This window comes from Pseudomonas triticifolii (genome assembly GCF_014358015.1).
Classification (GTDB): Bacteria; Pseudomonadota; Gammaproteobacteria; order Pseudomonadales; family Pseudomonadaceae; genus Aquipseudomonas; species Aquipseudomonas triticifolii.
In genome coordinates, this window is record NZ_JACONV010000007.1 from 152,151 (window position 1) to 166,494 (window position 14,344).

12 protein-coding genes are annotated in these 14,344 nt (G+C 60.6%); 5 read left to right on the top strand and 7 right to left on the bottom strand.

Annotated elements, in window-relative coordinates:
- Nucleotides 1-4: 4 nt before the first annotated feature.
- Complete coding sequence (oadA, locus tag H8S56_RS12865; RefSeq protein WP_024685333.1) at nucleotides 5-1,813, top strand: sodium-extruding oxaloacetate decarboxylase subunit alpha; 1,809 nt, start codon at nucleotides 5-7, stop codon at nucleotides 1,811-1,813.
- 323 nt (nucleotides 1,814-2,136) lie between these two features.
- On the opposite strand, the gene H8S56_RS12870 is transcribed toward oadA, so the two are convergent.
- From H8S56_RS12870 to H8S56_RS12880, 3 genes are read right to left on the bottom strand one after another with little or no spacing between them, the layout of a single operon-like run.
- Nucleotides 2,137-2,808, bottom strand: a complete 672-nt coding sequence (locus H8S56_RS12870) for a GNAT family N-acetyltransferase (RefSeq protein ID WP_187518845.1) — start codon at nucleotides 2,806-2,808, stop codon at nucleotides 2,137-2,139.
- Between the two features lie 12 nt (nucleotides 2,809-2,820).
- Nucleotides 2,821-3,267 carry a GNAT family N-acetyltransferase gene (locus H8S56_RS12875; RefSeq protein ID WP_024694916.1) on the bottom strand — a complete coding sequence of 149 codons (447 nt, stop codon included), beginning with the start codon at nucleotides 3,265-3,267 and terminating at the stop codon, nucleotides 2,821-2,823.
- Nucleotides 3,267-3,905: an FMN-binding negative transcriptional regulator gene (locus H8S56_RS12880; protein ID WP_187518846.1), complete on the bottom strand. Its 639-nt coding sequence runs from the start codon at nucleotides 3,903-3,905 to the stop codon at nucleotides 3,267-3,269. The genes H8S56_RS12875 and H8S56_RS12880 overlap by 1 nt, the downstream gene beginning before the upstream one ends.
- Nucleotides 3,906-3,995: 90 nt before the next feature.
- On the opposite strand from H8S56_RS12880, the gene pdxR reads away from it, so the two are divergent.
- From pdxR to H8S56_RS12895, 3 genes are all read left to right on the top strand, one after another.
- Nucleotides 3,996-5,558, top strand: a complete 1,563-nt coding sequence (pdxR, locus tag H8S56_RS12885; RefSeq protein ID WP_187518847.1) for a MocR-like pyridoxine biosynthesis transcription factor PdxR — start codon at nucleotides 3,996-3,998, stop codon at nucleotides 5,556-5,558.
- Nucleotides 5,559-5,611: 53 nt separating this feature from the next.
- Nucleotides 5,612-6,823: a YeeE/YedE family protein gene (locus H8S56_RS12890; protein ID WP_187518848.1), complete on the top strand. Its 1,212-nt coding sequence runs from the start codon at nucleotides 5,612-5,614 to the stop codon at nucleotides 6,821-6,823.
- A gap of 133 nt (nucleotides 6,824-6,956) precedes the next feature.
- Entirely contained in the window at nucleotides 6,957-7,832 is an 876-nt protein-coding gene (locus tag H8S56_RS12895; RefSeq protein WP_187518849.1) for a bestrophin family protein, read from the top strand.
- 123 nt (nucleotides 7,833-7,955) lie between these two features.
- Here the strand turns inward: H8S56_RS12895 and H8S56_RS12900 are convergent, their stop codons facing one another.
- The 3 genes from H8S56_RS12900 to aspA all read right to left on the bottom strand — a co-directional run bounded on the left by H8S56_RS12900 (nucleotide 7,956) and on the right by aspA (nucleotide 12,148).
- Entirely contained in the window at nucleotides 7,956-8,960 is a 1,005-nt protein-coding gene (locus H8S56_RS12900) for an asparaginase (RefSeq protein ID WP_024694911.1), read from the bottom strand.
- A 28-nt stretch (nucleotides 8,961-8,988) separates the two neighbouring features.
- Nucleotides 8,989-10,440 carry an alanine/glycine:cation symporter family protein gene (locus H8S56_RS12905; protein WP_187518850.1) on the bottom strand — a complete coding sequence of 484 codons (1,452 nt, stop codon included), beginning with the start codon at nucleotides 10,438-10,440 and terminating at the stop codon, nucleotides 8,989-8,991.
- A 283-nt stretch (nucleotides 10,441-10,723) separates the two neighbouring features.
- Nucleotides 10,724-12,148 (bottom strand): aspartate ammonia-lyase, encoded by a 1,425-nt coding sequence (gene aspA, locus H8S56_RS12910; RefSeq protein WP_024688222.1) that lies wholly within the window; start codon nucleotides 12,146-12,148, stop codon nucleotides 10,724-10,726.
- A gap of 282 nt (nucleotides 12,149-12,430) precedes the next feature.
- Between aspA and H8S56_RS12915 the strand changes: the two genes are divergently transcribed.
- Nucleotides 12,431-13,333, top strand: coding sequence for a LysR substrate-binding domain-containing protein (locus H8S56_RS12915; protein ID WP_187518851.1), 903 nt, complete (start codon nucleotides 12,431-12,433; stop codon nucleotides 13,331-13,333).
- A gap of 40 nt (nucleotides 13,334-13,373) precedes the next feature.
- On the opposite strand, the gene H8S56_RS12920 is transcribed toward H8S56_RS12915, so the two are convergent.
- The gene (locus H8S56_RS12920; RefSeq protein WP_187518852.1) at nucleotides 13,374-14,015 is read right to left on the bottom strand and encodes a reprolysin-like metallopeptidase; all 642 of its coding nucleotides are present in this window, start codon (nucleotides 14,013-14,015) and stop codon (nucleotides 13,374-13,376) included.
- Nucleotides 14,016-14,344: the final 329 nt, after the last annotated feature.

The window sequence follows — 14,344 nt, forward strand, 5'->3', positions numbered from 1 at the left end:
TGAAATGTCCAAGAAGATCTTCGTTACCGACACCATCCTGCGTGATGCTCACCAATCGTTGCTGGCCACGCGCATGCGCACCGAAGACATGCTGCCGATCTGCGAAAAGCTCGACCAGGTCGGCTACTGGTCGCTGGAAGTCTGGGGCGGCGCGACGTTCGATGCCTGCGTGCGCTTTCTAAAGGAAGACCCGTGGGAGCGCCTGCGCCAACTGCGTGCGGCGCTGCCCAACACCCGCTTGCAAATGTTGCTGCGCGGTCAGAACCTGCTGGGCTATCGCCATTACAGCGATGACGTGGTCAGGGCCTTCGTCGCCAAGGCAGCCGTCAATGGCATTGACGTGTTCCGCATCTTCGATGCCATGAACGACGTACGTAACCTGCGTGTGGCCATCGAGGCCGTGAAAGCCGCGGGCAAGCATGCGCAAGGCACCATCGCTTACACCACCAGCCCGGTTCACACCATCGACGCGTTCGTGGCGCAGGCCCGGCAGATGGAGGCGATGGGGTGCGACTCGGTCGCGATCAAGGACATGGCCGGCCTGCTCACACCGTTCGCGACGGGTGAGCTGGTCCGTGCGCTGAAGGCCGAGCAGTCGCTGCCGGTATTCATTCATTCCCATGACACGGCGGGCCTGGCCGCGATGTGTCAACTCAAGGCGGTCGAGAACGGCGCGGATCATATCGATACGGCTATCTCCAGTTTCGCCTGGGGCACCAGCCATCCAGGGACTGAATCCATGGTCGCGGCGCTCAAAGGCAGCGAGTTCGACACCGGTCTGGATCTGGAACTGCTGCAGGACATCGGTCTGTACTTCTATGCCGTGCGCAAGAAATACCACCAGTTCGAAAGCGAATTCACCGCCGTCGATACCCGCGTACAGGTCAATCAGGTGCCGGGCGGGATGATTTCCAACCTGGCCAACCAGCTCAAGGAGCAGGGCGCGCTCAACCGCATGAACGAAGTGCTGGCTGAAATCCCGCGTGTACGCAAGGACCTGGGCTATCCGCCGTTGGTCACGCCGACCTCGCAGATCGTGGGCACCCAGGCGTTTTTCAACGTGCTGGCCGGTGAGCGCTACAAGACCATCACCAATGAAGTGAAGCTGTACCTGCAAGGCGGTTACGGCAAGGCGCCAGGTCAGGTGGACGAGAAGCTGCGTCGTCAGGCCATCGGCAACGAAGAGTTGATCGATGTGCGTCCGGCCGATTTGCTCAAGCCGGAAATGACCAAGCTGCGGGCTGACATCGGAGCGCTGGCCAAGTCCGAAGAAGACGTGCTGACGTTCGCCATGTTCCCGGACATTGGCCGCAAGTTCCTCGAAGAACGCGCGGCTGGAACGCTGACGCCTGAGGTGTTGCTGCCGATACCCGAAGCGGGCAGCGCTGCCCGTGCAGGGGGCGAGGGCGTTCCGACCGAATTCGTGATCGACGTGCACGGCGAGACCTATCGCGTCGACATCACGGGGGTCGGGGTGAAAGCCGAGGGCAAGCGTCACTTCTACCTGTCAATCGATGGCATGCCGGAAGAAGTGGTGTTCGAGCCGCTCAACGAGTTTGTCAGTGGCGGTGCGAGCAAGCGCCAGCAGGCGCACGCGCCGGGCCATGTCAGCACCACCATGCCAGGCAACATCGTCGATGTGCTGGTCAAGGAAGGCGACAGCGTCAAGGTCGGCCAGGCCGTGCTGATCACCGAAGCGATGAAAATGGAGACCGAGGTCCAGGCCTCCATCGCCGGCAAGATCGTCGCCATCCATGTTGCCAAGGGCGACCGCGTCAATCCGGGCGAGATCCTGATTGAAATCGAAGGCTGACCGGACACAGAGCCTGTCCGAATAGCGAAACCGTTTACCTCTGGGGGAGCCTTCGTGGCTCCCTTTTTTTATTCATACAGCTCGGAATGAGGCGCAGAGCGTCCCGGGCGGCGTTACCACGCAGGGCGTGGGAACGATCAAAACTGCAGCTCACTGGACTGATCTGCCCCCAAGAAGTCAGATGGGTGTCCAGCTTTTGGGGTGCAGATCAGACTGTGGGAGGCGGCTTGCCGGCGATGAAGTCGACGCGGTGTGTCAGGAAAATTGCGTCATCGTTGATCGCGGGCAAGCCCCCTCCCACGGTTCCGATCCGCACGCTGAGCCTACTGCCGAAACGCTTCCAGCCCTTTGATCTGCTCACCCTCCTTGAAGTTATCCACAGCCAGCCAGTGCTCAAAGGCGGTCTGCAGGGCGGGCCATTCGCTGTCCAGAATCGAGTACCAGGCGGTATCTCGGCTCATGCCTTTGACCACCATGTGCTGGCGGAAGGTGCCTTCGTAGCTGAAGCCGAAGCGTTCGGCAGCACGTTTGGAGCGGGCATTGTTGGCGTTGCATTTCCATTCCAGGCGACGGTTGCCCAGCCGGAAGGCTTCCCTGGCCAGCAGATAAATCGCCTCGGTGCCCTTGGGCGTGCGCTGCATGGCGGCGCTGAAGGTCACGTGACCGATTTCAATCCGGCCATGTGCAGGGAACATCGACAGAAAACTGATCACGCCCTCGGTTTTGCCCGTTTGCTGGTTGACCACGCTGTAGAACCACGGATCGGTATCTGCCTGATGCCGAGCCAGCCAGCTATCAAAGTCGTCGCGCTCTTTGAAGGGCCCATAGGGCAAGTAGTCCCACAATCGGGGATCGGCGTCTGGTCCCTGAAGCACTGACCACAGCTCATCGGCATGGCAAGCCGTGTCCAGCTTCTCCAGTCGTACGAAACGACCACTCAGGGGGTGGGGCGTCGGCAGTGTCGCGGGTTGCCAATCCAGTGGGGTCTCAGACATCAATCACTTCCCTTAAAGAGCCTTGCGAAATTGAATGTAGCCGCCGCGCTCGGCAACGCGTTCGTACAACTGGATGGCCGTGGCATTGGTTTCGTGGGTCAGCCAATGGACCTTCTCACAGCCTGCGGCCTTCGCGGTCGCGTAGACATGTTCAATCAACTGTCTGCCAAGGCCCGTACCGCGCTGTTCGGGTGCAACGAACAGATCCTGCAGGTAACACGCGTTGCCAATACTCCAGTTGGAGCGATGGTAGATGAAGTTCACCATGCCCACCGCCTTACCGTCCAGCCACGCCAGCGCGGCGTGGGTCGGCTCGCTGGGGTCGAGAAAGCGCTGCCAGGTCACGTCGCTGACACCCTCCGCCAGCTCGGTTTTGTAAAAGTGCAGATAGGCCTGCCACAGCGGCAGCCATGCCGTTTGGTCGTCAGCGCTTACGGGTCGAATCTGGACGTCATTCATCAAGCGTTCTCCTGCGGGTTCATCAAGCGGGCAATCTGTTGTTCGTTGATTTTCTGGCTGGCAGCAAGGCCGTCCCGGACGCCCGCCATGTCCGTGGCGCTGCGGTTCTGGCTGAGTTTGCGTTTGCCTTCCAGGCGCTGGACGGGCAGGGCGAAGCCGACAATGGCACCCAGCATTTTGGCGATGTACTCGGCGGGCGCGTCGTCAATGGACCAGGGTTGCGCACGATCGGACTCATGCTTTGCCGTCAGATCGCTCAATAACTGACGCAGCCGTGGAGCGTCGGTAAATGTCTCGGCCTTGCCGTAGGCGTGCACGGTCACATAGTTCCAGGTCGGCACAACCTGACCGTGCTCGGCTTTACTCGGGTAATAAGACGGGCTGACGTAGGCGTCCTCACCGGGAAATATCACCAAGGCTTCGGCGCAGCTGTCCAGCTGCCGCCACTGTGGGTTGGCTTTGGCCAGATGTCCGTAGAGCGTGCCGTGGATGCCTTGCTCCTCACGCAGCAACAACGGCAGGTGCGAGGCCTGCATGCCGTCCTCGCTCCAGGTGACCAGAATCGCCAGGCGTGTCTGCTGCATCTGTTCGTGAAGTCTGGGCGTGTCGTTGTCGCTGAATGCTGCGGGTGTGTACATGGCAGTGCTCCGTGGCCGATGAGCAGATCCTAGGCAACGCATTGGCCTGTTGTAAGATCCATTCTCAAGAGATTTTATAGGGCCAATCCAATGGTGTCCGACACGTCTGCGTTTCCTTCCACGCTCATCGGCATCAGGCTGGACCGGCGTCAGGGCCTGAGCAAACAGCTGTATCGCGCCTTGCGTCAGCAGATTCTGGAGGGCCGTCTCCACAGCGGGACGCGCTTGCCTGCCAGTCGCGAACTGGCCGACCTGTTGGCCATTTCCCGCAACAGTGTGATGCGCGCCTACGACCAGTTGTATGCCGAAGGTTTTACGGAAACCCGGGTGGGCGACGGTACTTATATCGCGAGCCTTCCAGGCCGCAACGCCGCGCATATAAAGGCGGCCTCCAGAAAACTATCCACTGACTTGTCCACAGGTTTGTCTACACCTTTTTCCACAGGTTTATCCACAATCTTGTCGGAGATGCCAGAGGATCTGGACGGTGAAGTTATCCACAGTTCGGCGCTGGATCTGATCAAGGCACACTCGCTTCCGGCTCCGTCAGATGAAGTGCCCAGGGCCTTTCGCGTCGGCGTGCCGGCCTTCGATCTTTTTCCCTTCGCCTTGTGGGGCAAGCTCTACGCCGCCTTCTGGCGTCGGCCCGACCCTGCGATGCTGGGCTACGGTGCAGCGGCGGGAGAGCCCAGGTTGAGGGCGTTGATCGCAGCGTATCTGCGTTCCTCCCGAGGCTTGCAGTGCACCGCTGAACAAATTGTGATCACCAGCGGCGCTCAACACGCCATCAGCCTTTGTGCACAGCTGCTGGTCGAGCCCGGTGAAGGCGTCGCGATCGAGAATCCGGGCTATCGCGCAGCCGGCCATGCCTTTGCCGTGGCGGGTGCGCGACTGCAGGGCGTGGCAGTTGACGAAGAAGGGCAGCGCTGCGCCGATCTTGAGCAAACCGATTGCAGGCTGGCTTACGTGACCCCGTCCCACCAGTACCCGACCGGCGTGGTCATGAGCCTGGCCAGACGCCTGGAGTTACTGGCCTGGGCTGAACGGCATCAAGGCTGGATCGTCGAGGATGACTACGACGGCGAGTACCGTTACAGCGGCGCGCCGCTGGCTCCCTTGGCGGCGCTGGATCGCAGTGGGCGAGTCTTGTATGTCGGCACGTTCGGCAAGATCGCCTTCCCGGCCTTGCGCCTCGGTTACCTGGTGTTGCCGCAGGAACTGGTGCGCCCGTTCAGCCAGCGCAAGGCAGTGGACATGCGTCATACCGAAGTCAGCACTCAGGCGGTCATGGCGCAGTTCATTGCCCTTGGGCATTTCCAGCGGCACATTCGCCGCATGCGACGTGCCGCGCTGAGTCGGCGCAACGCGTTACTGGCGGGCTGGCCCGCAGGCATTGCGGGATGCGCCGCAATGCCCAGCGTCGCGGCGGGGCTGCATGTGATGGTCAAGGTCGACAGCCTGGCCCGCGAGCGTGAGCTGGTCGAGCAGGCGTGGAGCGTCGGCGTCGAGGTCAATGCCTTGAGCAGCTACTGGCTGCCGGACTCGACCGAACCCCTCGATGCGCGTGCCGGGCTGGTGCTGGGCTTTGCTGCCGTGCCGGAGGCGCAAATCAGCGATGCGCTGAACAGGCTGCGTAAGGTCTGGTCCGAGTAAGCCTGCTGCACACGTATAATCGCTTTCTTTTGCTACCTGTCGTTGAGAGACCCATGAACACATCCCTTTCTGCAACACCCGGCCGTGCCTACGGCGCGCCGCTGGCGGCGTTGTTCCTGTTATTGATGGGCGCGCAATTTCTGCTGCTCAGCGTTGGCACGCGTCAGGTCCTGCTATGGATCGTCGGGGCGGCGCTGGGAATGACCCTCTATCACGCCGCGTTCGGCTTCACATCGGCCTGGCGCGTGTTCATTCGTGAACGACGCGGTGCCGGTCTGCGTGCGCAAATGGTGATGCTCGCCGTGGCTGTGGTGCTGTTCTTTCCTGCGCTGGGCGCTGGCTCGCTGTTCGGGCAGCCGGTCAGTGGCCTGGTTGCGCCGGTTGGCGTTTCGGTCGTGGTCGGGGCCTTTATCTTCGGTATCGGCATGCAACTGGGCGGCGGCTGCGCGTCCGGGACACTGTTCACCGCAGGCGGCGGGAATGCGCGGATGCTGGTGACGCTGCTGTTCTTCATCCTCGGTTCGCTGATCGCCACTCATCATGTCGACTGGTGGTTCGCCTTGCCGTCGTTTCCGGCCACGTCTGTGGTCAAGAGCTTCGGCGTAATCCCGGCGCTGCTTGGCAATCTGGCGCTGTTCGCCTTGATTGCGTTTGTCACGGTACGCCTTGAAAAGCGTCGTCATGGCGAACTCGAGGCTCCAGTCTCCAGTGAACACAGGGGTCTGCGTCGCGTGCTGCGCGGACCGTGGGTGCTGGTCTGGGGCGCAGTGGCGCTTGCGCTGCTCAACTACGCCACGCTGGCGCTGGCAGGTCGGCCGTGGGGCATCACTTCGGCATTTGCGCTTTGGGGTGCCAAGGTGGCGAGCGGTCTGGGCGTGGATGTCGGCAGTTGGGTGTTCTGGCAGAGTGCGGCTAATGCCAAGGCGCTGGCTGCCCCGGTCTGGGAAGACATCACCAGCGTCATGGACATCGGCATCATGCTGGGTGCCTTGCTGGCGGCGGGCCTGGCCGGACGCTTTGCGCCTAACCTCGATATTCCGACACGCTCGATCGTCGCAGCCGTCATTGGCGGGTTGATGCTGGGCTACGGCTCGCGTCTGGCCTATGGCTGCAACATCGGCGCGTACTTCAGCGGCATCGCATCCGGCAGCCTGCATGGCTGGCTGTGGTTGGTTGCGGCCTACGCCGGTAACGTCATCGGCGTCAGGTTGCGACCGGTCTTCTTTGCCGGGGAGCGTGCGCAGGTAACGTTGAGCGGCTGCTGAAACGATTGATCCCTTGAGATAAAGCGGGCCGCTCGCGAACCAACTGCCGTTTTCGCATTCAAAGCCCGTGCAGTAGCGAGGATGTGCTGCCTCGCTTATCTATCGATGGGGTAGTCCTTTGCAGCAGACGATCATGGGAAAATTCCGGTTCCTGGGCAAGACAATCGGTTATGTGGGCTGGTCGCTTTTCTGGCTGCTGATTTGGGACGTGATCGTCACGGTCGATTTCATGCTGTACCTGGAGCGCAAGATCACCTTGCCGTCCATGCCGTTGACCTTGCTCGGTTCTGCGCTGGTGGTGCTGACCAGCTTCCGGAATTCCAGCGCCTACAACCGCTGGTGGGAAGCCCGCACCCTGTGGGGTGCGCTGGTCAACAGCTCGCGCAGCTTCGCCCGCCAGGTGCTGACGCTGGTCGAAGACGACGAGGGCGGCATCAATCCGGTGAAGGCCACGCTGCTGCGCCGCCATGTGGCCTACGTCAAATGCCTGTCCGCGCATTTGAAAGGCGAGCACTGTGGCGACGAGGTGCAGGCCTTGATTGCGCGTGAAGAGTTCGAGCGCCGGTTCGACACCAACAACTTTCCCAACGACCTGCTCAATACATCGGCAGCGCTCCTGGCCAAGGAATACCAGTGCGGCCGTCTGGACAGCATCCGCCTGGCGCGGCTTGAATCGACCATGGTGGACATCTCCAACTGCCAGGGCGGCATGGAGCGGATTGCCAATACGCCGCTGCCGTATCCATACGTCGCTTTTCCTCGCCTGTTCATCACCCTTTTCTGCCTGATCGTGCCCATCGGCCTGGTTGAAACCCTCGGCTGGTTCACGCCATTGGCCTCCACCGTGGTGGGCTTCATGCTGCTGGCGATCGAGAAGATCGGCACGGACCTGCAAAGCCCGTTCAAGGCCAGCGAACATGAAATCCAGATGACCGCGCTGTGCGCGAACATTGAGCGAAATCTGGACTCGATGCTTCGTGGGGCTCAGGAGGAAAGCAAGGTTTCCTGACCGCAGCAACCGCCCACGGAGAACCGCGCCATTGGGCGAGTGACGTTGTGTTGGAAGGGAGGGGGAATCGCGATATCCCGGTTGACTCAGGGCTGTCCTGAGTCACCGAGACGGTTCAATGGCTCAGCGCAGTTCGCCACACAGGTCCAGCTCTACCAGCCGCCGGACTTCTTCAGTGGTCAGGCCGGCACCGAGCAACGCATGCAGCTTGCCCAGCGCGGCTTCACGCGTCATGCCTCCACCGGACAAAACGCCTGCACTGCGCAGACGGCTGCCCGCTTCGTAGACATCCAGTTCCACGCCGCCTTCATGGCATTGTGTGATTGCAACCACACAGATGCCTTGCGCCCGGGCGTTTTCCAGGCTTGCTACGAACTGAGGATTGTCGCTGGGGCCGGTGCCGTTGCCGAAACACTCCAGAACCAGACCCTGAATGCCGCTGTCGATCAGGCCATCCAGTTGAGCCGCGCCGATACCAGGAAACAAAGGCAGCACCGCGACATTGGCCAGCGTTCGGGCCTGACGATAATCCAGCGCGTCGGGCAACGATATGGCTGCGTGACCGCTACGGGAGCGTTGCAGCGGCGCGAACGGATGACGTCCGAAGCTGCGGATTTTCGCGCAACGGGTCGGGTCCATCAGCTCGCCATGGAAATACAGCTGAACGCCCGGTGCCAGACCCTCGCCGAGGGCGAGCAGGGCACCGTTGACGTTTTCCCAGGCATCGCTGTCCGGCACGCCGGCCGGCAGCATGGAGCCTGTGAACACGACAGGCGCATTGAGCCCCAGCAACTGAAAGCTCATGGCCGCCGCGCTGTACGCCAGAGTGTCGGTGCCATGCAGCACCAGCACGGCGTCGCAGCCGTCCACGTCCACCGCTTCGATCACCGCTTCACGCAGACGCAACCAGTAGGCTGGCGTCATGTTGGCGCTGTCGATCAGGGGCGACATCTCGCGAAAACGCCATTGCGGCACGACCAGTTCCGGCAGCTCGGCCAGTTGTCCGGCCATTCGCGTCTCGAAACCCGAAGCAGGTGCCAGCCCGTTGGCGCTGGCCTGCATGCCGATGGTGCCGCCGGTATAAAGAACCATCACTCGCTGAGCAGATTTTTTTACATCATGAGTCATGGTTCTTCTCCGTTATGGCGTTATACGTTTATCGCGCTTCTGGGGCAGGCTTGCCTGCCAGCTCAGCATCATGAACCGGCTTTTGCGCCGGGTTGGCAGGCCATGCGCTACGGTCCAGGTCCAGATCAGGGAATTTGCTGGAGTCGAAAACCGGCGTCTTGATGCCTGCACGACGCTGTGCATCGTAGTCACTCAGGATGCGCTTGACGACTTTGAACAGCATCGCCAGTGCGATCAGGTTGACGAACGCCAGCATGGTCATGGTGATGTCGGCAAAGGCCAGCACGTCTTTCAGGTCGACGACAGCACCCCAGAGGATCAGCACCAGTACCGCAATGCGGTAGAGGACGATGGCCTTGACCTTCTCACCGAACAGGAAGCGCAGGCTGTTCTCGCCCAGGTAGTAGTTGTAGAGGATCGAAGTGAACACGAACAGGGCCAGCGCGACGCTGATGAAGATCCGGCCCCAGTCACCGACCACGGCTGCCAGCGAGTTCTGGGCCAGTACGATACCGTTGCCGTCGTAGCCGACGTTGTAGATGCCGGACAGCAGAATCAGCAAGGCGGTGCAGGTGCAGATCACGAAGGTATCGAGGAAAACGCTGAACGCCTGAACCACGCCCTGTGCAACCGGGTGCTCGACCTGAGCGACGGCTGCCACGTTAGGCGCGCTGCCCAGACCGGCTTCGTTGGCGAATACGCCGCGCTTGACGCCCATCACGATGGCGCTGCCCAGCAGACCGCCGAACACCGGATCAAGACCGAAGGCGCTTTTGACGATGGTCATCAGCATGCCTGGAACGTGATCGATCTGCAGCACGATCACGTAGACGGTGACGGCGATGTAGATCAGGGTCTTGACCGGCACCAGCAGGTCGGAGATAGCGGCGATACGCTTGATGCCACCGATGAATGCCAGACCCAGCAGCACGACCAGGCAGATGCCGGTGGTCATGGTGTCAACGCCGAAGGCGCTTTTCAGCGAGTCGGTCACGGCGTGGGATTGCAGGCCGTTGAACGCGAAGCCGAAGGTCACCAGCAGCAGAACCGCCATGACCATGCCCAGCCAGCGCTTGCCCAGGCCGTACTGGATGTAGAACGCCGGACCGCCACGGAACTGGCCTTCGGAATCCTTGCGTTTGTAAAGCTGAGCGAGGGAGCACTCGATGAAGCTGCTGGACATGCCGACCAGTGCGGTCACCCACATCCAGAACACGGCACCCGGGCCACCGAGTGTCACGGCAATGCCGACGCCTGCAATGTTGCCTGCACCGACACGGCCGGCAAGGCTCAGCATCAGGGCCTGAAACGAACTCAGCTGACCTGCGCTGCTCTTCAGGCTGTCGCCGAATACCGAGAACATGTGGAAAAAGTGTCGAAACTGAACGAAACGTGAGCGGATCGTGAAGTAACTACCCAGACCTACGATAAGGACAATGAGGACCTTACCGGAGAGGAAGTCGTTAATCATTTCCAGCATTTTTGTTATTCCTCGCTACTTTTGAGGGGGCGCACTATACCGGTGCAAAGTTTTTACGTCTGTAGGTGCTTTCTTGTAAGACTGATTCTTCATTTGCCGCGTTAAATAAATACTCTGTGGATAACCCCACACAGCGTGATCCCAGAGGCCTTGGACCGCTTATCGGATCCATGTTTGCCAGCGGGCAAAAAAAAGGGCCTGGAGAATCACTCCCAGACCCTCAAAAAATTGAGGGGTGTCTAGGCCCTCAATCTGGTGAGCAGGTTGCGCAGATCATCGTCTGTCAGGCCTTCAGTGGCGCCAGACGTGGAGCGATCATGTTTTCCGGTCGCAGAATGTCGTCGAGCATGGCGTCGTCGAGCAGGCCTTCCTCGCGAACCAGTTCCAGTACGCCGCGGCCGGTTTCCAGCGCGATACGGGCGATACGGGTCGAGTTCTCGTAACCGATGTAAGGGTTCAGGGCGGTGACCAGACCGATCGAGTGCTCGACCAGTTCACGGCAGCGCTGCTCGTTGGCCGTGATGCCGACGATGCAGTGCTCGCGCAGCATGTCCATGGCGCGTTGCAGCAGGCGGATCGAGTCGAAAATCTTGTACGCGATCAGCGGCTCCATCACGTTGAGCTGCAACTGGCCGCCTTCGGCTGCCATGGTCAGCGACAAATCGTTGCCGATGATCTCGAAGGCCACCTGATTGACCGCTTCCGGGATAACCGGATTGACCTTGCCGGGCATGATCGAACTGCCGGGCTGACGTGCTGGCAGGTTGATCTCGTTGATGCCGGTACGTGGGCCGCTGGACAGCAGGCGCAGGTCGTTGCAGATCTTGGACAGCTTGACCGCGGTGCGCTTGAGCATGCCCGAGAACAATACGAAGGCACCCATGTCGGAGGTGGCTTCGATCAGGTCGGCAGCAGGGACCAGCGGCTGGCCGCTGATGGTTGCCAGGCGCTCGACCGCAAGATGCTGGTAGCCAGGATCGGCGTTGATACCAGTGCCGATGGCGGTGCCGCCCAGGTTGACCTCGGTCAGCAGTTCCGGTGCCAGGCTGCGCAGGCGGTTCAGGTCTTCTGTCAGGGTGGTGGCGAAGGCGCGGAATTCCTGACCCAGGGTCATCGGAACGGCGTCCTGCAACTGCGTGCGACCCATTTTCAGAACGTGGTTGAATTCCTGGCCCTTGGCCGCGAACGCCTGAATAAGGCTGTCGAGGCTGGCGAGCAGGGCGTCGTGGCCCAACAGCAGACCCAGGCGGATGGCCGTCGGGTAGGCGTCGTTGGTCGACTGAGCCATGTTCACGTCGTTGTTGGGGTGCAGATGCTTGTACTCGCCCTTCTCGAAACCCATGGTTTCCAGCGCGATGTTGGCGATGACTTCGTTGGCATTCATGTTGGTTGAAGTGCCAGCGCCGCCCTGAATCATGTCCACCACGAACTGATCATGGAAATCACCGCGGATCAGGCGGGCACAGGCTTCGCTGATGGCGGCGTGCTTGGCGGTGTTGAGGTGTCCGAGCTGGTGGTTTGCATCGGCGGCTGCCTGCTTGACCATGGCCAGGGCCACAACCAGTTTCGGGTAGTGCGACAGCGGCACGCCGGACAGGTGAAAATTGTTGACCGCTCGCAGTGTCTGAATGCCGTAGTAGGCGTTAGCAGGTACTTCGAGAACACCAAGCAGGTCTTTTTCGATGCGCGATGATGCAGGCGAGGACATGATAGAAAAAGTCTCAAATGAGGCACGGACAATGCCGGAACGCAGCGGATAGTGGGCTTTGCGTTTAAAATTGACCAATGCTGTTAAACGCTGGGCCATGCAGAAACGGCATAACAGGTGTGTGACTCGGCTTTTGTGCGGGGCGTAAAGGCGACAAGATGTCGCACCTGTGTATTTTCCCGTCGCGCAGGGAACGCCAAAGGTTTTTGTAGCGGCGGCGCGTCGGGCGTCGTCTTTACGCAGTCGCCTGCTATGCAGTCAGCCATTGTCCGGGAGGACCTGATGAATCTGGAAAGCAAATGGTTGGAGGACTTCAGCGCCCTGGCGGCGACTCGCAGTTTTTCCCAGGCTGCCGAGCGCCGCTTCGTGACGCAGCCGGCGTTCAGCCGACGTATTCGCAGCCTTGAAGCCGCGCTCGGGCTCACTCTGGTCAACCGTTCGCGCACGCCGGTCGAGCTGACGGCGGCCGGGCAATTGTTTCTGGTCACGGCCCGTACGGTGGTGGAGCAGTTGGGCGAGGTCGTGCGTCACCTGCATCATCTGGAAGGCGGGCAGGGCGAGGTCATGCAGGTCGCTGCCGCGCATTCGCTGGCGCTTGGCTTCTTTCCGCGCTGGATCGCCCAGCTTCGCAACGAGGGCTTGAACATCGCCACCCGGCTGGTGGCGACCAACGTCGGTGATGCGGTGCATGCCTTGCGTGAGGGTGGCTGCGACTTGATGCTGGCGTTCTATGACCCCGACGCGGCGCTGCAAATGGATGCCGAGATCTTTCCATCGCTGCACTTGGGACAGACGCAGATGCTTCCGGTCTGCGCCGCCGACGCTCAGGGGCTGCCGCTGTTCGACATGGAAGGCGAAGCCAGCGTGCCGCTGCTGGCGTACAGCGCCGGTGCCTTTCTGGGGCGCTCGGTGAACATGTTGCTGCGCCAGCGTAACCTGCGCTTCACCACGGTTTACGAAACGGCCATGGCCGACAGCCTTAAAAGCATGGCGCTGGAAGGCCTGGGCATCGCGTGGGTGCCGCAATTGAGCGTCCGTGCCGAACTGGCACGCGGTGAGTTGGTGGTGTGTGGCGGACCGGAGTGGCATGTGCCGCTGGAAATCCGCCTGTACCGCTGCGCGCTGGTACGCAAGGCAAACGTTCGGCTTCTGTGGCGAAAGCTGGAAGGCGCTGCGACGCCGTGAGGATGCCGGACGGACCGCTCTGGCGAGCGGTCCGTGTGTGTCAGGGGTGTTCGCTCAGGTTGGCTGCGATCTGTTGTTTGTTCTCGTCGCTGTAGGTGTAGCAGTTGGCTCGAAGTGTATTGCGTACAGCAACCATGTTGGTTTCACACCACCAGCCGCCGCGATATAAAACCTGCGCCGCCTCGTGAGTGCCGCCCAGCATGTGGCCCAGCTCGTGCGCGATGGTGCTGTAGTTCTGCAGTGATGCGATGGCGCTGTAGCCCTTAACTAACGCATAGCCTCCTGTCTCTGAGTTGAGCATGTCCTGAGTCAGCAGCATGTATTTGGTCGTCGGGTTATAGGGCAGGTTTTTCGCGTCGGTGTACCGGTCCACCGCGTTCCTGAATGCCAGGGAGGTTCTGGTCAGGTCGTCACCCTTATATGCGAAGTCTGTCAATGTCGGGACATTGCGTATGAATTCAAGTTGGACACGCCGACCGGTGAAGCTTTCCAGGTCCTTCACGAACCACGTAATGTAATCCTGAGCAAGACGATTGATGTCGGTCTCCTTGACGTCGTCATGCAGGAACATGAACAGGAACAGGGGGCGTTTGGACGGTGTGTTTTCGGCCAGTGCAGCCTGGTTCAGCAAAAGTGCCAGTGCCGTGATCAACAGCAGGGATCGGGTAAAGAGTTTCAACATAAGTACTCATCCTTGAGTAAATAGAAAGGGTATGGCCTGCCCGGAATGGACAGGATCTGAAACACCTAATCGCAATTTTGGGCTGCGGTCAGTCGGCATCGGCAGCGCTGGCTGTAGTCTTGTGCGGATGAATGTGCAGGGCCTTTGCACGCACTTTCGTCAGACGGGGTCTTGCGCTCTGCACGGTTTGTAAAAACCTTGCGCGGATGGTCGCCGAGGGGGCTGTCATCCTCTCGCTTTGAGGTATACTGCGCGGCCTTTGGCCGGTTCAATCGGTCATTATTCGTACAGCAAGCCACGCCGGTCCTCCTGCGTGGCTTGTTGTTTTT

Excerpts from the sequence above, each read along its gene's own strand:
- oadA (WP_024685333.1), top strand. The coding sequence starts at position 5 with ATGTCCAAGAAGATCTTCGTTACCGACACCATCCTGCGTGATGCTCAC.
- H8S56_RS12870 (WP_187518845.1), bottom strand. The coding sequence starts at position 2,808 with ATGTCTGAGACCCCACTGGATTGGCAACCCGCGACACTGCCGACGCCC.
- H8S56_RS12875 (WP_024694916.1), bottom strand. The coding sequence starts at position 3,267 with ATGAATGACGTCCAGATTCGACCCGTAAGCGCTGACGACCAAACGGCA.
- H8S56_RS12880 (WP_187518846.1), bottom strand. The coding sequence starts at position 3,905 with ATGTACACACCCGCAGCATTCAGCGACAACGACACGCCCAGACTTCAC.
- pdxR (WP_187518847.1), top strand. The coding sequence starts at position 3,996 with ATGGTGTCCGACACGTCTGCGTTTCCTTCCACGCTCATCGGCATCAGG.
- H8S56_RS12890 (WP_187518848.1), top strand. The coding sequence starts at position 5,612 with ATGAACACATCCCTTTCTGCAACACCCGGCCGTGCCTACGGCGCGCCG.
- H8S56_RS12895 (WP_187518849.1), top strand. The coding sequence starts at position 6,957 with ATGGGAAAATTCCGGTTCCTGGGCAAGACAATCGGTTATGTGGGCTGG.
- H8S56_RS12900 (WP_024694911.1), bottom strand. The coding sequence starts at position 8,960 with ATGACTCATGATGTAAAAAAATCTGCTCAGCGAGTGATGGTTCTTTAT.
- H8S56_RS12905 (WP_187518850.1), bottom strand. The coding sequence starts at position 10,440 with ATGCTGGAAATGATTAACGACTTCCTCTCCGGTAAGGTCCTCATTGTC.
- aspA (WP_024688222.1), bottom strand. The coding sequence starts at position 12,148 with ATGTCCTCGCCTGCATCATCGCGCATCGAAAAAGACCTGCTTGGTGTT.
- H8S56_RS12915 (WP_187518851.1), top strand. The coding sequence starts at position 12,431 with ATGAATCTGGAAAGCAAATGGTTGGAGGACTTCAGCGCCCTGGCGGCG.
- H8S56_RS12920 (WP_187518852.1), bottom strand. The coding sequence starts at position 14,015 with ATGTTGAAACTCTTTACCCGATCCCTGCTGTTGATCACGGCACTGGCA.